The organism is Myxococcus sp. AB025B (assembly GCF_006518215.1).
Taxonomy (GTDB): Bacteria; Myxococcota; Myxococcia; order Myxococcales; family Myxococcaceae; genus Myxococcus; species Myxococcus fulvus.
In genome coordinates this window covers 1-18482 of record NZ_SRLW01000056.1, presented here as the reverse complement: position 1 = coordinate 18482, position 18482 = coordinate 1, and the positions used below count along the sequence as shown (strand labels likewise).

Sequence of the window (18482 nt, the reverse complement as noted above, 5' to 3'; positions counted from 1 at the left end):
GGCGGCTGGCCGGACCCCGCGTGACTGAAGGTCCCCCGCGCGAGGCGAGGGACGAGGGCTGTCGCCACGTCAGACGGAGAAGCTCTCTCCGCAGCCGCACGCGGCCTTGATGTTGGGGTTGTTGAGCTTGAAGCCGGAGGCCATGAGCGTCTGCTCGAACACCAGCTCCGTGCCGATGAGGTACAGGTAGCTCTTCGGGTCCACGAAGACGCGCACGCCGTCCTTCTCGAAGATCTTGTCGCGCTCGCGGGCCTTCTCGGACCACTCCATGGAGTACTGGAGGCCCGAGCACCCGCCGCCCTTCACGGCCAGCCGCAGGCCGGCCTCGGGCGTCTGGCGCTGCTCCAGGAGCTCCTTGAGCCGCGCCACGGCGCTGTCCGCCACGACGATGCCCTTGGGGGCGGCCTTGGCCACGGGCGCCGCGTTGGCCACCGGGCCGGGCGTCATCTGCTGGGTCGCCTGTTCGCTCATGGGTTCACCTCCTGGAGTCATGTCGAGAGCACCGTGCTCCCAGGACTCAAGATGCCTGGGCCTTGCGCGCGGCGCGCTTCTTCTTGAAGTCCTCGATGGCCGCCTTGATGGCGTCCTCGGCGAGGACCGAGCAGTGGATCTTCACCGGCGGCAGCGCGAGCTCCCGGGCCACGTCCTTGTTGGAGATGGTCATCGCCTGGTCCACCGTCTTGCCCTTCACCCACTCGGTGACGAGCGACGAGGACGCGATGGCGGAGCCACAGCCGAAGGTCTTGAACCGCGCGTCCTCGATGAGGCCGTCGTCCGAGATCTTCAGCTGCAGGCGCATCACGTCGCCGCACGCGGGCGCGCCGACCAGACCCGTGCCGACGTTCGGGTCTTCCTTGTCCATCGTCCCGACGTTGCGGGGGTTCTCGTAGTGGTCGATGACCTTGTCGCTGTAAGCCATGCCAACTCCTTCAACCGATGCTTCGCACCAAAGGTTCCGGCGAGCAATGCCCACCGTCCGGGGAGCCATGCGCCCCGCTGATTGCTCGGGAAGGCGCGCTAATGCGCCGTCCACTCGATGCTCTTGAGGTCGATGCCTTCCTTGGCCATCTCGTACAGCGGGCTCATGTCGCGCAGCTTGCGCACCTTGTCCACGACGAGCTGGACGACGTAGTCGACCTCCTCCTCCGTGGTGAAGCGCCCCAGGCCGAAGCGGATGGAGCTGTGCGCCAGCTCCTCGTCCACGCCCAGCGCGCGCAGCACGTACGAGGGCTCCAGCGAGGCGGACGTGCACGCGGAGCCGGACGACACCGCCACGTCCTTGATGCCCATCATCAGGGACTCGCCCTCGGCGTGGGCGAAGGAGATGTTGAGGTTGCCCGGCAGGCGGTGCTCCAGCGAGCCGTTGATGATGGTCATGTCCAGCGCGTCCGTGAGGCCCTTGCGCAGCTTCTCGCGCAGCCGGAGGATCCGCGCGGACTCCTCGGCCAGCTCCTCGCGCGCCAGCTGCGCCGCGTGGCCGAAGCCGACGATGGCCGACACGTTGAGCGTGCCCGAGCGCATGCCGCGCTCATGGCCGCCGCCGTCGATGATGGGGGCGATGCGCACGCGCGGCTTGCGGCGCACGTACAGCGCGCCGATGCCCTTGGGGCCGTACATCTTGTGCGAGGTGATGGAGGCCAGGTCCACCTTCATGGCCTCGACATCGAAGGGCACCTTGCCGATGCCCTGCACCGCGTCGCAGTGGAAGAGGATGCCCTTCTTGCGGCACAGCGCGCCAATCTCCGCGATGGGCTGCACCACGCCAATCTCGTTGTTGGCGAACATGATGGAGACCAGCACCGTGCGAGGCGTCATCGCCTCCTCGAGCTTCTCCAGGTTCACCCGGCCGTCCTGCTCCACGTCCAGGTACGTCACGCGCGCGCCGCCGGTGGGCAGCTCCGCCCACTTCTTGTACGTCGCGTCGTTCTCCAGATCATGCTTCGCGGAGAGCTCCGGTACTTCCTCGGGCGACACGTCGCGCTCGGCGAGCTGCGACAGGCGCAAGAGCTTCAGCTCGTCCAGGCGCTCCTGGCGCACGCGCTCCAGGCGCTTGCAGGTGTCCAGGATGGCCTTGTGCTCGGTCTTCAGGGTGATGATGTGGTCACCCTTCGACTTGTAGTACTCGATGACCCCCTTGATGGCCAGGTTGTCGGACTCGGTGGCGCCGGAGGTGAAGACGATCTCCTGCTCCGTCGCGCCGATGAGCTCCGCCACCTGCTGCCGGGCCTTCTTCACCGCCGCCTCGGCCTTCCAGCCGAACACGTGGTTGCGGCTGGACGCGTTGCCGAAGTCCTCGCGCAGATAGGGGAGCATCACGTCCAGCACGCGCGGGTCCAGCGGCGTGGTGGCGTGGTTGTCCATGTAGATCGGCAGCTTCACCATTGCGTCCCACACCTTCCTGAAGGGGCTTGCGACTGCCCCCGCACCCCGGCGCCACCCAGGGGGCGCGCTGCGGCGGGCATACACCGTCACACATGAATGTGGACCGGACTGGTCAATTATAAAATCGGGTGCCCTCGGGTCAAGCGAACATAAGGCGTACGGGAGACCCGCTGGGACTGGCCGGAAGGAGGGGCTGTCGGCGTCGGAACGGCTGCGCCGGGGTGGATCAACCCGGGTGGGCCGTCCTGGCGCGGGGTGGTCCGGAATGGGGCGAGTCGAGGGCCTCTTCGCGCGCAAGCGGCTGATTTCCCGAGGGGCGTGGGGCTGGCCGGGGGGCTGCAACCGGGGCGCGTCGCCAGGAGGCAGGCATGAGCGCGAACGCGAAGCGGGTGAAGGAGTCGTCGGAGTCCACGGAGCAGGGCCGTGCACAGCTCGTCCGGATGGAGGGTGGCGGTGGGGGGATGGATAAGAACCGTTACTCGGACGGCTGGCGCGCGGGGAAGCCCGCGGAGGACCCGGAGAAGATGAAGCGCTGGGGCCTCATCACCGCCCGGCCGAGCGAGTTCCTGGTCCACATGCGCCGCGGCCGCGTGCGCGACATCAGCGGCCAGGGGGCCAGCTGCTTCAAGCTGCCGGGTGACTCGGTGGCCATCGTCCCCACCAGCATCCAGCGGCTGCAGTTCACCGCGGACCAGGTGACGAGCGAGAAGGTGGGCGTGCAGGTGACGGGCCTGGCGGTGTACCGCATCGCGGATCCGCTGGTGGCCTTCCGCATGCTGAACTTCTCCTTCCCGGAGCGGGCGCAGGAGAAGCTGGCGGAGCTCTTGCGAGAGATGTTCGTGGGCGCCGCGCGCAGGCTGGTGGCCAACCTCTCCGTGGAGGAGTGCCTGTCCCGGCGCAAGGAGGGCATCGCCGCGGAGCTGATGCGCGAAATCGCACCGGTGCTGTCGGGGCAGGGGCGCCTGGAGGACTCGACGGACGCGGGCTGGGGCGTGCTGCTGGACACGATTGAGATCCAGGACGTGCGCGTCCTGTCGTCCACCGTCTTCGAGAACATGCAGGCGCGCTTCCGCCGCGAGCAGGAGCGCCAGGCCCGCGAGGCAGAGCTGGCCAAGGAGCGCTTCGTCCACCGCGAGGAGACGGAGGCCGAGCGGCAGCTGAGCCTCCAGAAGCTCGAGGCCGAGGACGAGGTGCGCCAGCGCCGGCAGACCGCGGACGAGCAGTCGCGGCTGGAGACGCTGGCCGTCGAGGCGCGCGTGGCCGAGGCGAAGCTCGCCCAGGAGCGCACGCTCAAGCAGGAGCAGGCCACGGTGGAGCGCGAGGTGGCGCTCACCAAGCTCGCCGCCGAGCAGGACGTGCGTCAGAAGAAGCAGGTGGCCGACGAGCAGGCCAAGCTGGAGGCGCTCACCGCCGAGGCGCGGCTGGCCGAGGCGAAGATCGTCTCCGAGCGGCAGCTGGCGACGAGCCGCGCGCAGGTGGAGATGGAGAAGCTGTCGCGCGAGCAGGAGCTGGAGGGGGCCCGCGCGCGCATCGCCCTGGAGAAGCTCAAGCGCGAGCAGGACGCGGACGTGGGCCGCGCGAAGCTGGAGCTGGAGAAGCAGAAGCTGTTGCAGGAGGCCGAGGCCGCCCAGGCGCGCTTCGAGCTGGTGCGGCTGCAGCGCGAGCAGGAGACCGAGAGCGCCAAGGCGGCCATCGAGCTGGAGCGGCTGCGCCGTGAGCAGGAGCAGCAGAACGCGCTGGCGCAGATGGAGCTGGAGCGGCTGCGCCGGGAGCAGGAGCAGGCGGCGGCCCGGCACGAGGGGCAGCTGGCCGAGCAGCTCCAGGAGGTCGAGAAGCTCAAGGCGCAGCTGCAGGTGGTGCAGTCGCGGCGCGGCATCGCGGAGGCGGAGGTGGCCATCGCGGAGCTGGAGGTGCGGCGGGAGAACGCGCGGCAAGAGCTGGAGCTGTCGCGGGCCCGGGCCTTGCGGGACATCGAGAACACCATCAGCCCGGAGGTCATCCAGATGACGCTGGCGCAGCAGCTCCCCCAGGTGGCGGCCGCGTTCCAGCAGAAGATGGGCGAGGTCCACGTCACGGCGGTGGATGGGGCGAACCCCTTTGGCTACATCGCCGCCGCGGTGGAGGGCGTCATGGGGCTGGCGCGGTCCGCGGGCCTGAAGGTGCCCGCCTCCTCGCTTGCCCCCACGGCGCAGTAGCCCCCGGGCCGGGGCCTGCGTATACAAAGCGGGCCTTTTGCTGGGGACGACGGAAGAGAGCGCGCATGGATGCCAAGAAGCTCGGGTGGATGGCCGTACTGGCCGGCGTGGCGGTGGTGGTGGTGCCGTGGCTGTTGCCCACCGGCCCCAGCACGGAGCTGGACGCGGCGCGTTTCCTGGAGTCGGGCAGCCTCTTCCTCGGCGCGGCCATCGTCTTCGGCGGCGGGTTGCTCACCGCGCTGACGCCCTGCGTCTACCCGCTCATCCCCATCACGGTCTCCGTCTTCGGGGCCCGCAAGGCGGAGAGCCGGGGCAAGGCGATGCTGCTCACCACGTCCTACATCGTGGGCATGGGCGTGGTGTTCAGCGGGCTGGGCATCCTGGCGGCGAAGACGGGCCAGGCGTTCGGCTCGATGTTGGGGCACCCCGCGGTGGTGACGGGGCTGGCGGTGTTCCTGCTGTTGCTCGCCTCGTCGATGTTCGGCGCGTTCGAGCTGGCGCTGCCGTCGGGGCTGCAGACGCGGCTGAACTCGGTGGGCGGCGCGGGCGTGGCGGGCGCGTTCCTGATGGGCAGCGTGTCGGGCTTCCTGGCGGCGCCGTGCACGGGGCCGGTGCTCACGGGGCTGCTCGCCTTCGTGGCGAAGACGGCGAACGTGACGCTGGGCGCGTCGCTGCTGTTCATCTACGCCTTGGGCATCGGTGTGCCGTTCTTCATCCTCGGGGTGTCCACGGTGCGGCTGCCCAAGAGCGGCGTGTGGATGGAGTGGGTGAAGAGTGTGCTGGGCATCATGCTTGTCGCGCTGGCGTTCAGCTACCTGAAGGACGCGTCGCCGTGGGCGCGTGACGTGGTGAAGTCGGCGGGCGCGGAGCTGGGGCGTCTGCCGGGCGCGGCGCTGGCGGGGGGGCTCGCGGTGGTGGGCGTGCTCCTGGGCGCGGTGCATCGCTCGTTCAAGGAAGGCGCGCGCGACTTCTCGTTCAAGGCGTTCGGTGTGGCGCTGGTGGTGGCGGCGCTGATGGTGCGAGGCGGCGCGCTGGACGCGGGCCCGGTGGGTGAGCTGTGGGTGCGCCTGGGCATGGCCGAGCGTCCGCGTGCGCCGACGTGGGCATGGGACCACGTGATGCCCGCGAAGAAGGCGACCTTCTCCCGCGAGGCGTTCGACCAGGTGCTGGCCCAGGCGAAGGCGGAGGGGCGGCCGGTGCTCATCGACTTCTTCGCGGACTGGTGCGCGGCCTGCAAGGAGCTGGACCGTGAGACGTACCCGGCGCCGCAGGTCATCTCGCAGTCGTCCGAGGGGCAGTTCCTCACCATCAAGATCGACGCGACGAACAGCGACGACGCGCTCGACGCGCTGATGGAGCGCTTCGGCGTGGAGGGCCTGCCCACGGTGGCCTTCGTGTCGCAGACGGGCACGGAGCTCAAGCGCCCGCGCGTCACCGGCTTCCTGGAGCCCGTGCCGTTCGCCGAGCAGATGCGCAAGGCGCGCTGCATCGAGGGCGCCTCCTGCTGAGCCGGGTGCGTCGCGAGGCGGTTGGCTGACGTGCAGTGCTCGACGCCTCGGTGGAAGTGTCTCGCGACGGTGCAGGTCTGTCCGCGGGCGCGAGGTGTCGCAATCAGCCTGCTCGCAGCGAGGCTCGCCTTGAGTGTGCTCCTGGCTCGGAGCGCCCTGGCGCGACACTCAGTCCTCGTCACACGAAGGCGCGGGGCCTCGGCCGCGGCTCGCGAGCACGCGGTCGATCATCTTCTCGTGCAGGTCGTAGAGCGGGCGGGAAGTGTCCTCGCCCTCCAGGTACGTGAGCGCGCCGGCGATGGCCTCAATCGTCGACATGCCGTCCGGATGCGGAGGCCTGCGCAGCCGGCGTGAATCCACCGGCGGTGGAGGCAGCTTCAGTCCGGGCAGCCTGCGCAACCCCGGCAGCCGCTGCACCATGCGGCGCGCCTGTCCCCAGCTGCCATCCAGGACGATGAGCCGCCGGGGCTTCTCGGCCTCCGGCGCGGCCGTCTGCTGCGCGTCCGGGAAGAGCAACCACGTGGAGCCGTCGTCCTCCAGCACCGACGCATCGAAGCGCTGACCCGGCGAGCCATACGAGACGATGTGACAGCGCGGCAGCGCGAGCGCCGCCATGCGCGCGGTGTTCGTCGACTTCAGCGTCTCCTTGTGGTGCCGGATGACGAGCAGCTCCGTGCGCGTGGGGATGCTCGGGAGCTCGGCGCACAGGCACAGCGGGGAAGGCAGGAAGCAGCGCGGACAGCGGCCCGCGAGGTCCTCCGGAGTTCGAGACCTCATTTCCCCTGACGGTAGCGCTCCATCAGGACGCGCGCCTCACGAAGCTTCTCCTCCACGAAGCGGTCATCCGCGTCCGGCTCGTAGTCCGCGTCCGGCACGTCGAGCTGGAAGATGGCGGAGAGCAGGATGGGCGCGACCTCCAGCCACTCGGCCGTGCGGTTGAGCGCGGCCTGCCGACGGCCCGCGAAGGTCTCCGGTCCATCCTCGGGTCCGCAGCGACAGATGCGCGCCGAGTCTCCGGAGACGTCCACGTAGAGCCCCAGCACCTCGGCGTCGACCTCGGCCGCCAGCGCGCACGTGGCCTCGCTGACGTACGCGGCCATGGCCTGCGCCGCCGAGCGCTCCGTGAGCGAGCGCACCAGGTACACCTGCCACCCGGCCTCCGACAGCGCCCCGGACTCCTGGATGGGCGTCAGCTCCGCGGGCGGGGCCTGGATGCGCGACAGCAGCCGTCGCACGGGCGCCTCCAGCCGCTCCAGCCTCGCGCTCGACGCGGGGCAGAAGAAGAGGACGCGGTACTCACGACTGTCTGCTGCGGTTTCCATGGGCATACGGCGTCGCAAGCACGGCGCTGCGGGGAGGAGCTGCGTTGGCCCAAGAGGACCAAAGGATTCCCCGACCTTGCAAGTGGGGAGTTGGGTGGAGATTTCAAGACGTGGCGGACGGGAGGGCCATGCTTGACGCGGGCGCCCGACGCTCGGAGGCGACCCAGACCCCCGCGGCCAGCACCAGGAGTCCCCCCGCCACGCCCACGGGTGTGAGCGCCTCGGAGAAGACGGCCCAGCCCACCAGGGAGGCCGTGAGCGGCTCCAGGTACGTCAACGCCCCGGCCGCCGCCGTGGGCACCCGGCTCAGCCCCGCATTGAAGAGGCACGTCCCCGCGAGGCCGCACACCGCGCCCCCGGCGAGCACCTGGAGGGTGGCGGAGTCCAGCGCCGTCGGCAGCGCGTCCGTCCCGGCGATGAGCAGCAGCACCCCGGCGGACACCGGCGCGTGCAGCGAGGCCACCGCCAGCGGCGAGTAGGCCCGCGTCGCCGCCTTCGTCCCCAGGACGATGGCCGCGAAGAACAGGGCGCTGCCCGCGCCGAGCGCCGCCGTCATCCCCGTTCCTCCCTCTGCGTCGGGCCGGCCGATGAGCATCACCAGCCCCGCCAGCGTCACCGGCGCCGCCACCAGGGCCCGCACGGAGCGCTTCTCCCCCAGCATCCAGGGCGCGGCGAGTGCGAGCAGCAGGGGCGCGAGATAGTGCGTGAGCACGGCCACCGACACGGGGCCGCGCTTCATGGCGGCGAAGAACAGGCTGATGTTGGCCGCGTCCGCCAGGGCCACGACGAGCAGGGCCACGGTGGCGCGCCGGTCATGGAACGGGGCGCCGCGCAGCAGCAGGGGCACTGGCAGCGACATGGCGACCAGCGCGAGGAACGCGTTCTGCGCCCAGGACAGGCCCGCGGGCCGGAGGAAGAGGGACCAGCACCCCCAGAGGGTGGCCCCCGCCGCGACCATCGCGAAATGCCGCACTGCTCGTGACTCCTGGTGACGTCGGTGCGCCTCGAGGCGCCGACGGGGCGCACACTAGGAACATCTGCCACACTCCGTCCATGGGGCCCCTGTTCGCCTACAGCCTGGTGCCGGTCCTGTCGGTGTCGCTCCTCTTGTGTTTCACGGCCGCGCTGCGAGGCCGCGACGCCGCGGGGCTGACGCTGTACTGCCTCGCCACCGCGTTCTGGAGCGGCTCGCTGCTGCTGCTGTGCGTGCCCCAGGCCGCGTGGCTCGGTGAGCGCTTCGCCGCCAGTGGCGCCTTCACCGCCGCCGCCTTCTTCCACACCGCGCAGGACGTCTCGCGCCAGCGCTCCCCCCGGCTGGTGGTGCTCGCGTACGCCGTGGCCACCGTCGTCACGCTGGTGGGGGCGCTCTTCCCGGACGCGCTTTACGGCCCCCTGGCGATGAGGCGCGGGCCGCTGTTCTGGCCCACCATGGCGCTGTCGGTCTCCGCGGCGGGCGTGCCCCTGGTGCTCCTGGCGCGCTCGTACCGCAAGCAGACGCCCGAGCGTCGGCCGCTCCTGCGCAGCCTGGGCATCGTCGGCGCGCTCGCGTACTCGGGCGGGCTGGCCACGGCGCTGCTGCTGTCCGCCGGCTACGCGCTGCCCTTCGGCATGTACCTGGTGCTGGCCTCGCTCTTGGTGCTCGTGCACGTCATCAACGCGCACCAGCCGCCGTCCGAGCGCAGGCTCCTGGAGCGCAGCCTCGTCTACTCGGCGATGGCGGCGGTGCTGTCCGCGGGCTTCCTCTTCGGCGTGCTGACGCTGATGGCGGGCAGCGGCCAGCCCTTCCTCGCGGAGTACCGCGCGGGCGCCTTCTTCCTGCTCGCCCTGGCGGCGCTCGCCTTCGAGCCCCTGCGCCAGGGGCTCCAGGAGTGGCTGGGACGCCGGCTGCTGCGAGGGCGCGCCACGGGCACGGAGCTGGTGGCGGCGCTGGCGGAGCAGGAGACCCGCGCGGACCAGGCCGCGCGCCTGGCGGAGCTGGGGCAGTTCTCCTCGGCCGTGGCCCACGAGGTGCGAAACCCGCTGGGCGTGCTCGCCGCGCAGCTGAAGCTGCTGGAGCGCCAGGGCGCGGACGCGGACACCCTGGCCGGCATGCGCGAGCAGATTTCCCGCGCGGGTCACTTCGTCGACGAGCTGCTGCGCTATGGCCGGCCCCGCCCGCTGGAGCTGCGTCGGGTGGATGTCCATGCCACCGTGGCGCTGGCGTACTCCACCGCGCGACAGGGATTGGGCGCCCTGGCGCCGGATGTCTCCTTTGACCTGGAGGAAGGCGAGCCCCTGGCCGTCGAGGCGGACCAATCCCAGCTCTCCCAGGTGTTTGTCATTGTCCTGGAGAATGCCTTGCTCGCGCTGGGGGAGGTCGCGCGGCCCCGCCTGCGGGTCCGCCTGTCTCAAACCGACACGATGCTCCAGGTCCTCGTGGAGGACAGCGGTCCGGGCATCCCACCGGAGCTGTTGCCCCGGCTGTTCCAGCCCTTCGTCACGGGGCGGCGGCGCGAGGGTCCTCGTCCGGGGACAGGGCTGGGATTGGCCATCGCCCGAGGCATCCTGGAGCGCCACGGAGGCACCGTGCGGGCCAGCCGCTCCGAGTCGCTGGGGGGCGCATGTTTCACCCTCACGTTGCCGCTGAAGCAGCCCGCACCGCTCTCCGCCGCTGCGTCATGACACCCCGCGGGGCCGTGTCGTGTTGTCATCACAACACCCCACCTTGGACGTTCCCTCCTCATCCCAGGGGTGGCGTGTTTGTAAGAATAAGGGGGTGTCGGCAATAAAGCAGACCTGACGCGTTCTCTGGTCAAGGAGGAGGGGCAATGCGCTCGAGGCCGCGATTGAGGGTGGTGGAGCCTCCGTCAGGGGAGCCAGGCTCGGACTTCGAGGCCTTCGCCCGTCAGTATCAGCCGCTGTTGTTTGCCATTCTTCGCAAGTACTGTGTCGGGATTGAACACGAAGTGGAGGACTTGGTGCACGATGTATTGCTTCGTGCGCTCCTCCGGTGGGAGCACCTACAGCGATGGGACTCCTTCAAGCAGCGCTCGTGGCTGGGGCGGGTGGCGGAGAACTGTTTCCTGGACCGGTGTCGGCGTCGCCGCAGTGAGTCGGACCGGCTGCGGGGGCTGCTCGAGCTGTCGGTGGACGCGGAGGAGCACGACGGGCTGGAGCAGGACGAGCTCTGGGGCTACGTCGGCGTGGAGGACTTGCGGTGGGCGCTGAGCTTCCTGAGCCCCACGCTGCGTCGGACGTTCGAGCTGTATCTCCAAGGGTGGTCCTACTCGCGAATCGCCCGGGAGACGGGCGTGGCGCCGGGCACGGTGGGGGCGCGGCTGCACCACGCGCGGCTGGAGCTGCGCGAGGTCCTGAGGGAGACGGCTGAGCGGCGTCGGCGGGAGCGGAGGCAATGACGGTTGATTGCAAGGACTTGCAGCGCTTCCTCGATGGACAGATGCAGGCTCGGGAGCAGGGGAGGTTCCGACAGCATCTGGGGGGCTGCGGCGCGTGCGAGGCGCGCTTCCGGGAGTCGATGCAGCTCGAATTGCTCGCGCACCTCGCGCAGGCGCAGGAGGTGTGCTCGTCGGACGCGCCCGCGCCATCGGCGACCGCGGAGCGGCGGGCTCGGCGGACATGGCTCCGGGGACTGCGCGGGCTCGAGGTGTTGGTGGCGGGCGTCGCGGTGTGGATGCTCCTGCCCTTCTCCCTCCCGTGGGGGAGGGAGCAGCGCGCCTGGCTGTCCGCGGAAGGCCCGCGCGTGCTGGAGGGGCGGGTGACGTATCGGGCGGTGGATGCCCACCATCGGCCGTATGTGCCGGACCGGGGGGCTGACGCGGCGCAATCGCCGGTGCCCTCGCTGCCGCTGCAGGACTTGTGGCGGATGGAGGCGCGCGGAGATCTCCACGGCGTCGCCACGGCGTATCTGCTCCATGGCGCGCCCCGACAGGCACAGGCCTTCTTGAAGCGCATGTCCGCCTCGGCGGACCGGGATTGCGACCTGGCCCTGCTGGCCCTGGAGCAGGCGCGACAGGAGGGCTCGCTCGACACGCGCCCGGCGCGGCTGGAGGAAGCGCTGGAGCTGCTCTCGGGGGTCCTGCGCCAGTGGCCTCGACACCCCCAGGCCCTGTGGAACCGGGCCCTGGCGTTGAGCGAGCTGGGGCTGCCGCTCCTGGCGGCCGACGCGTTCGGTGAGGTCGCCCGGTTGGGGGAGCCTGGGTGGAGCGAGGAGGCGGCGCAGCGCGAGCGCGTGCTTCGCGAGTCCACGTCGCTGCGCGCCCGGGCCTGGAAGGACGCCTACGAGTCGGTGCGGGAGCTGGTGACGGATTCGTCCGCGCCCCTGCCGCTCGCCGCGGCGCGTGAGCATCCCGGCATCCTCCGGCTCGGCTTCTACGATGCGGTGAGGGCGGCGCCCTCGCGTGAGGCGGTGCTGCGCTTGGAGCCGCTGGCGCGCGTGCTCGACGAGCGCTACGGCGGGAGCGTCCTTCGCACGTGGCTCGCACGGGTGGCGGAGCGGGACTTCACGCACCGGGGGCCGCTCGCGCGGTTGTATGGGCGGCTCGTGATGGGCTCGCTCGCTCCGGCGGGTGAGGTGCTGGAGACGCTCCGGCGCTCGGGCGAGGAGGACTTGTACCTGGGTGCGCTGGTCCTCGCGGACTCACAGCGGCAGCCCGTCGACTCGCAGGCGGTGATTCGTCTGGCGCGTGCCTCCGGGGACCCGTGGATGCGCGTCCTCGCGGACCAGGAGCAGGCGAAGCTCTGGCAGCGCGAGGGGCAGTGGTGGAAGGCCGAGCAGCGCTTGTTGGAGGCGCTGGATACCTGCCAGAAGCAGGGGCTGGTGTACCGCTGCCTGGGCCTGCAGCGGAGGCTCGCCGACCTCTACCTGGACCAGCACCGCCCCGCGGAGGCCTTCCAGCACGCGTGGAAGGGGTGGGCGCGCGCGCTGGAGGCCCGGGAGTGGCGCTTCGAGCAGGAGTTCCTCCAGGAGCTGGCGGACGTGGCGCGCTACCAGCACGCGTTCACCACCGCGCGCGCGTATCTGGAGGAGTCCCTGGGCCGCATGCCGGAGGACTGCGCCCAGCGCACGCATGTGCATCGGACCGTGGCGTTGCTGGAGTGGCAGCGCTTCCGACCGGAGGCCGCGCGCGCGGCGCTGGAGCGCGCGATGGAGTGTGAGCGGCCGCTGGGGCTGACGGGCGCCTGGGTGTTGTCGGAGATGGCGCGCTCGGTGCCTCGGCCGCGGGACGGCGCGCTGCTGCGTCGGGCCCTGGCTGACTTGCGACGGGGGCCTGTCTCGCCGGGGCTGGAGTCGCTGCTGCTCGTCATCGAGGGGCAGTTCCTGCTCGCGCAACCGGGCGGCTCCGGCCGTGAGCTGGTGCATCGGGCACTGTCGATGGCGGACCTCGAGCCCGACAGCGTCGATGCGCGCAAGGCCCGCGCCTTCGGCTACTCCGCGCTGCTCTCCGAGGCGGGGCGCACGGGGGCGTGGGATGAAGCCCTGACGCTGATGGCACACGAGCTGCGTGTGGAGCCCGTGGCGCAGCGCTGCCTGCTCGCGGTGTCCGTGCAACACGAGCGGACCCTCGTCCTCGTGCGTGGCCCCTTGGGAGAGCTGAAGGGAACGTACTCCACGGGGCGCCAGGTGCCGCTGCGCGACGAGGCCACGGGCCTGGTGCCCGCCGAGCTGGTGAAGGAGCTGTCGGGCTGCGAGCACGTCGACGTGCTCACCCGTCCGCCGGTCCATGGGCTCGCGGGGTTGTTGCCGGACTCGCTCGCGTGGAGCTACCGCGTGGGGCGGGGTGCGCGGGGAGTGCCTGCTCGCACCGGGCCCTCGACCCATCTGGTCGTCACCGAGGTGGCGAGCCCGCCTTCCCTGCGGCTGTCGAGGCTGGCCCCGTTGACGCCGCCTCGCGTGCCGGACCCGTGGCGCGTGGAGCTGCGCGGCGCGGAGGCGACACCCACGCGCGTGCTCTCCGAGATGGCCCAGGCGTCGGAGGTGGAGCTCCACACGCATGGGCTGTTCAGCGCGTTCCAGTCGGATGCGTCCATGGTGGTGCTCGCGCCGGAGGCCGACGGCAGCTACGTGCTGACGGTCGACAAGGTCCGCCAGGCGCGGTTGAGCCACGCGCCGCTGGTGTTGCTGGCCACCTGTGGGGCCGCGAGGACGGCGCCCTTTCCCCACGAGTCCTTCAGCCTTCCCATGGCCTTCATCGAGGCGGGCGCGAGCGCGGTGCTGGCGGCGTCCGTGGAGATTCCCGACTCCGCGGGCGCCTTCTTCGAGCGGGTGCGCGAGCGCATCCGCGCGGGAGAGCGCCCCTCGGTGGCGTTGAGGGACTTGCGCGCCTCGTGGTTGCTCGAGCGCCCCGACGACGCCCGCTGGCTGTCGCGCGTGCTGCTGTTCGAGTGAGCCCTCCTCGCCGCACGAGCGCTCCCTGCCTGCTGGGACGTGGGAGGTTCAACGCAACAAGAAGGACCTGGGGCGTTTTGTTCCATGAGGACCGCGCGCTCCCGCATCCGGCGGGGGAGGGGCGAGGTCCCAGGAGCCGCGTGCCATGACGGGCAGGATGAACGAGGCGCAGTCTTCGGAGCAGCTCACCGCGACGGTGATGCTCCCGGAGGTCCACCCCCCCACTCCGGGACCGTCCTCCGACGTGGAGCCGGGTGGCGCCGGGGAGGTGGCAGTGCCGCCGCCTTCCTCCAAACCGGACGTGAGGGACCCGCCTCCGGGTGGGCCCCCGGGCTGAGCGCGTGCGCGGCCGATGGCGCGTGTTGCTCGTAGGGCATCCGAGCGGGCGTCCGAGGTGCTCGGTGTCAGTCCCACCACGTCCCGGGGCCACCCGGCCCCAGGGCCTGGAGCGATGTCCTGGAGCCACCGGAACCCTGCGTGACTGCGTCGGTTTCCAGACGACGACCCAAGGATTCCGGGTGGCTGCGTTTCGAGTGGGCGTGGAAGGAGGGCGAGGGGTCGATGAAGGACCATCGCATTGCCTCGGTGAAGCGATTCGCCGTGGCCTACAGTGCCCGCGTGGCACACGAAGGCTTCGAGGAGTTTGCTCAGCGCGTCAGGCCCATGCTCGTGGCCCTGGCGAAGCGTCTGTGCGGTCAGGGGGGCATCGACCCGGAGGACCTGGCGCAGGAGGCGCTGGTGCGCGCGCTCGTGCACCACGCGGCGTTGTCCGCGCAGCCGGAGCCCGTGTATCGCGCGTGGCTGTGCCGGGCGTTGACCAATCATTTCCTGGACCAGTGCCGCAAGCGCCGCACGGAGCTGCTGGAGCAGGAGCGCCGGGACATCCGGCTCGTGCGCGAGGACGTGGGCGCTCCCGACGCGGCGACGGGGGAGATGTGGGAGCGGATCTCCGACGCGGACCTGCTCAAGGCCATCGCCCGGCTGCCCAACGCCCGCGTGCGTGAGGCCTTCGAGCTGCACGCCAAGGGCCTGCGCTACCGGGCCATCGCCCAGCGCATGGGCGTGCCCGAGGGCACCGTGGGCAGCTGGCTGTTCCAGGCGCGCAAGGAGCTGCGCGAGCTGCTGCTGCCGCTGACGGATGGCGGAGGGGACGCATGAGCCCCCCGTGTCACAAGCTGTACCTGTTCCTGGATGGTGAGCTGCCCCCGGTCGACGAAGAGAACTTCCGCCACCACCTGGCGCGCTGCCCCATGTGCGCCACGGGCCTGCACGAGGCGATGCAGCTGGAGCTGCTCGGCTTCCAGGCGCTCCACGAGGAGGGGCTGCCGGCCGATGACGCGCTGACCGCCATGCCGGAGGTGGTGTTGCCCGCGTGGCCCACGCCGCCCTGGCCCCGGCCGTCGTGGCGACAGCGGCTGCGCTCGCTGAGCCCCACGTGGCCGCGCGCCGTGAATGTCTGGGCCGTGGGAGGCGTGGCGCTGGCCGCGGTGCTGCTGGCGCTGGTGCTGGCCGTGCCGATGTCGCGCGAGGCGCCGCCGGAGGTGTGGGGCGCCCATGTCGAGCAGCGAGGGCTGGAGGGGCGCGTGGCGTATGCGCGGGCGGATGGGTATCGGCGCTACGTGCCGATGCGCGCCGGGCCCGAGGCGCCGGAGTCGACGACGCCCCTGCCGCTGAGCGAGCTCGCCGAGCTGGAGGAGCAGGGGGACCTGCACGGCATCGCCGCCGCGTACCTGGTGCGGCAGGACTGGCGTCAGGCGTCGGACTTCCTGCGACGCACGCGGCCTTCCGTCGACCGCGACAGCGACCTGGCCCTCATCGCGCTGGAGCAGGGGCGGCGCGAGGAGGCGCTGGAGCTGCTGGAGGCCGTGCTGCGCGCGGCGCCGGACCATCCCCAGGCCCTGTGGAACCGGGCGCTGGTGCTGCGCGAGCTGGGGCTGTCGCTCCAGGCAGCCGAGGCCTTCGACGCGGTGGTGAGGCTGGGAGAGCCGGGCTGGAGCGAGGAGGCGCGCCTTCGCGCCACGGCGCTGCGCAGCGAGACGAACCTGCGCTCGCGCGACTTCCACGATGCCCGCGCGGCGGCGCAGAACCTCGCGTCGTTGGACGGCTCCCGCCTTCCGCTCGAGGAGGCACGCCGCTTCCCGGGCGTGGTGCGCCTGGTCTTCTATGACGCGGTGAGGGCCGCGCCCACGCGCGAGGCGGTGCTGCGACTGCTGCCGCTCGCGCGGGTGCTGGACGAGGTCCAGGGGGGCTCCACGCTGGCCGACACCGTGAACCGCGTCTCGCTCGCGGACTTCGAGCGCCGAGGGCCGCTGGCGCGCGACTACGCCCGGCTGCTTCGCCAGGAGCACGCCGCCCCGGACGCGTTCCTGGAGACGCTGCGACGCTCCGGAGAGGACGACCTGTACCTGGGCGCGCTCGTCACGCTGGACGCGGCGGAGCGACACCTGGACGACTTCGAGCGCATCGCGCGGGCCAGTCAGGACGCGTGGCTGGTGCTGCTGGCCGAGCGCGAGCTGTCCGTGCGCGAGGAGCGCGAGGGGCAGTGGTGGAAGGCGGAGCAGCGGCTGCGCGCGGCCCTGGCGTCCTGCACGGGGCGGGGGCTGGCGTACCGGTGCGCGACGCTGCGGCGCAGGCTCGCGGACCTCTTCGTGCGCCTGCACCGCCCGGCCGACGCGCTGGAGGAGGCTCGCGAGGGACTGCGTCTGACGCGTGAGTTGGGCGAGTGGAACCTGGAGCAGCAGTTCCTCCAGGAGATGGCGCAGATCGCCCGCTACCGCCACAGCGCCGCCAGCGCGCGCGCGTTCCTGCGCGAGTCGCTGTCGCGCATCCCCGATGACTGCGAGCAGCGCACGTACGTGCACCGCAACCTGGCCTCCGTGGCGTGGGCGGACTTCCGTCCGGACGAGGCGCGCGACGAGCTGGAGCAGGCCACGCGCTGCGGACGTCCCCTGGGCATGCCCGGCGCCTGGGTGTTGTCCCATCTGGCCCGCCATGGCGCGCAGGTGCGCGACGAGGACCTGATGCGGCGCACGCTGGGCGAGCTGCGACGCGGCCCGCGCACGCCGGGGGAGCTGGCGCTGCTGTCCTTCCTGGAGGGCCAGTTCATGCTGGAGCGCGAGCGCGCGTCCGGGCGTGAGCTGCTGCTCGGCGCCATCGACGCGGCCCAGGCGCTCCCGCTCGACGTGGACGCGCGCAAGGCCCGCACCTTCGCCTATGGCGTGCTGGTGAGCGACGCGGGCCGCGCCGGCGCGCAGGAGCAGGTGCTGGAGCTGATGGGCCAGGCCCTGCGCGTGCCCGTGCCGGAGCGCTGCGTGCTCGCCGTGGCGGTGGACCACGAGCGCACGGTGGCCGCCGTGAAGGACTCCCAGGGGGCGCTCGTGGGCACGTACGACGACCACCGCACCGCGCCCCTGCATGCTTCCGCCGACGGGCTCGTCCCGGCGAGGCTGGTGGTGGCCCTGCGCGGCTGCGCACACGTGGATGTGCTGGCCCTTCCGCCCGTGCATGGCCTGCCGGGCCTCCTGCCGGCGGACCTGGCGTGGAGCTACCGCGTGGGTCGCTCGGGCGTCGCCCCGGAGACGCGCGGACAGGCGGGCCATCACCTGGTGGTGACGGGCGTGGAGGCGCCCCGCTCGCTGGGCCTCGAGAAGCTCCTGCCCCTGGAGGCGCCGCGCGTCCCGGACCCGCTGCGGGTGGAGCTGCGAGGCGCGGCGGCCACCCCCTCGCGCGTGCTGCGCGAGATGGCCCAGGCGCGGGAGATAGAGCTCCACACCCATGGCCTCTTCAGCCCGGAGCTGTCGGACGCCTCGCTGCTGGTGCTGGCGCCCGAGGAGGATGGCCGCTACGCGCTCTCTGCGACGCAGGTGCGCGAGCAGCCGCTGCACGGCGCGCCCCTGGTGCTGCTCGCCGCGTGTGGCGCCGCCCGCGCCGCGCCCTTCCTCCACGAGTCGGTGAGCCTGCCGGTGGCCTTCATCGAGGCGGGCGCGCGCACCGTGCTCGCCTCCACCGGTGACATCCCCGACACCGCGGGGCGCTTCTTCGAGTCCGTGCGCGAGCGCATCCGCGCCGGAGCCCCGGCCTCCCAGGCCCTGCGCGACGAGCGCCTGGCGTGGCTGTCGCGCGAGCCCTCCGCGACCTGGCCCGCCCTCGTCCTGCTGTTCGAGTGAAGTGTCCGCTCCTCAAGGATTCCGACCCGCCACGTTCTGGTGTTGACGCTCCGCCACACGTCGCGGCGCGTCGACCTTGAACCGTCGAACCCAGGGGGAGCCTCACATGAGGAATTCGAACTCGAGGATGCCGGGCCTCATCGCCCACGAGATTCCAGATCCACCGCCGGAGCGGGACCGGGGCCTGCGCGCCCCCACGGAGGAGGCCCCCGAGGCCCTCTCCGCCAGGCCCTCCGTCCCGCAGCCTCCCGCCAGCCCCGCTGTCAATCCGGAGCGGTGAAACACGTCTCAGGGGTGACATGACTCTCCCGATTTTCCGGTGAGTTGCATGTTTTGCGGGCGTTTCTCGTGAGGAGGAGCGCCCGTTTTATTTCACCGCGAAACACTCAAGAAAAAGGGCTCGCCGCGTATTTCAGATGGAAAACGGCGGCGGTGGGGAGTGGAGCTGCATCGACTGCATCGCGACAGGGGGGAGTGATGTTCCGATGTGACGCGAGGGGCCAAGGGGAGTCTCACGGGATGTG

The 18482-nt window shown here is 71.5% G+C and carries 15 protein-coding genes; 9 read left to right on the top strand and 6 right to left on the bottom strand.

Features of this window, described 5'->3' with window-relative positions:
* Window positions 1-69: 69 nt before the first annotated feature.
* The 3 genes from FL311_RS12015 to FL311_RS12005 all read right to left on the bottom strand — a co-directional run bounded on the left by FL311_RS12015 (window position 70) and on the right by FL311_RS12005 (window position 2379).
* Window positions 70-471, bottom strand: a complete 402-nt coding sequence (locus FL311_RS12015) for an iron-sulfur cluster assembly accessory protein (RefSeq protein ID WP_141325174.1) — start codon at window positions 469-471, stop codon at window positions 70-72.
* A 46-nt stretch (window positions 472-517) separates the two neighbouring features.
* Window positions 518-919 (bottom strand): Fe-S cluster assembly scaffold IscU, encoded by a 402-nt coding sequence (iscU, locus tag FL311_RS12010; protein ID WP_015351027.1) that lies wholly within the window; start codon window positions 917-919, stop codon window positions 518-520.
* 98 nt (window positions 920-1017) lie between these two features.
* Entirely contained in the window at window positions 1018-2379 is a 1362-nt protein-coding gene (locus tag FL311_RS12005; RefSeq protein WP_228556830.1) for an IscS subfamily cysteine desulfurase, read from the bottom strand.
* A 371-nt stretch (window positions 2380-2750) separates the two neighbouring features.
* Between FL311_RS12005 and FL311_RS12000 the strand changes: the two genes are divergently transcribed.
* Both FL311_RS12000 and FL311_RS11995 read left to right on the top strand, forming a co-directional pair.
* Window positions 2751-4577, top strand: a complete 1827-nt coding sequence (locus FL311_RS12000) for an SPFH domain-containing protein (protein ID WP_141325172.1) — start codon at window positions 2751-2753, stop codon at window positions 4575-4577.
* A gap of 65 nt (window positions 4578-4642) precedes the next feature.
* Entirely contained in the window at window positions 4643-6085 is a 1443-nt protein-coding gene (locus FL311_RS11995) for a protein-disulfide reductase DsbD (protein WP_141325171.1), read from the top strand.
* A 168-nt stretch (window positions 6086-6253) separates the two neighbouring features.
* Here the strand turns inward: FL311_RS11995 and FL311_RS11990 are convergent, their stop codons facing one another.
* The 3 genes from FL311_RS11990 to FL311_RS11980 form a co-directional block, all read right to left on the bottom strand.
* Window positions 6254-6862, bottom strand: a complete 609-nt coding sequence (locus FL311_RS11990) for a tRNA-uridine aminocarboxypropyltransferase (protein WP_141325170.1) — start codon at window positions 6860-6862, stop codon at window positions 6254-6256.
* A complete protein-coding gene (locus FL311_RS11985; protein ID WP_141325169.1) occupies window positions 6859-7407 on the bottom strand; it encodes a hypothetical protein in 549 nt (182 codons plus the stop codon). Before FL311_RS11985 ends, FL311_RS11990 begins: the two co-directional genes overlap by 4 nt.
* A gap of 103 nt (window positions 7408-7510) precedes the next feature.
* Window positions 7511-8380, bottom strand: a complete 870-nt coding sequence (locus FL311_RS11980) for a DMT family transporter (RefSeq protein ID WP_141325168.1) — start codon at window positions 8378-8380, stop codon at window positions 7511-7513.
* A gap of 80 nt (window positions 8381-8460) precedes the next feature.
* Here FL311_RS11980 and FL311_RS11975 point away from each other — a divergent pair, with 80 nt between their 5' ends.
* From FL311_RS11975 to FL311_RS11945, 7 genes are all read left to right on the top strand, one after another.
* On the top strand, window positions 8461-10068 hold the full coding sequence (locus tag FL311_RS11975) for a sensor histidine kinase (RefSeq protein ID WP_141325167.1): 1608 nt from the start codon (window positions 8461-8463) through the stop codon (window positions 10066-10068).
* Between the two features lie 146 nt (window positions 10069-10214).
* A complete protein-coding gene (locus FL311_RS11970) occupies window positions 10215-10802 on the top strand; it encodes an RNA polymerase sigma factor (protein ID WP_141325166.1) in 588 nt (195 codons plus the stop codon).
* Window positions 10799-13792 (top strand): CHAT domain-containing protein, encoded by a 2994-nt coding sequence (locus tag FL311_RS11965; RefSeq protein WP_141325165.1) that lies wholly within the window; start codon window positions 10799-10801, stop codon window positions 13790-13792. The genes FL311_RS11970 and FL311_RS11965 overlap by 4 nt, the downstream gene beginning before the upstream one ends.
* 145 nt (window positions 13793-13937) lie before the next feature.
* Window positions 13938-14129 carry a hypothetical protein gene (locus tag FL311_RS11960; RefSeq protein ID WP_141325164.1) on the top strand — a complete coding sequence of 64 codons (192 nt, stop codon included), beginning with the start codon at window positions 13938-13940 and terminating at the stop codon, window positions 14127-14129.
* A gap of 224 nt (window positions 14130-14353) precedes the next feature.
* Window positions 14354-14950 (top strand): RNA polymerase sigma factor, encoded by a 597-nt coding sequence (locus FL311_RS11955; RefSeq protein WP_141325163.1) that lies wholly within the window; start codon window positions 14354-14356, stop codon window positions 14948-14950.
* The gene (locus tag FL311_RS11950; protein ID WP_141325162.1) at window positions 14947-17958 is read left to right on the top strand and encodes a CHAT domain-containing protein; all 3012 of its coding nucleotides are present in this window, start codon (window positions 14947-14949) and stop codon (window positions 17956-17958) included. The genes FL311_RS11955 and FL311_RS11950 overlap by 4 nt, the downstream gene beginning before the upstream one ends.
* A gap of 106 nt (window positions 17959-18064) precedes the next feature.
* Window positions 18065-18238 (top strand): hypothetical protein, encoded by a 174-nt coding sequence (locus tag FL311_RS11945; protein ID WP_153882679.1) that lies wholly within the window; start codon window positions 18065-18067, stop codon window positions 18236-18238.
* Window positions 18239-18482 lie beyond the last annotated feature (244 nt).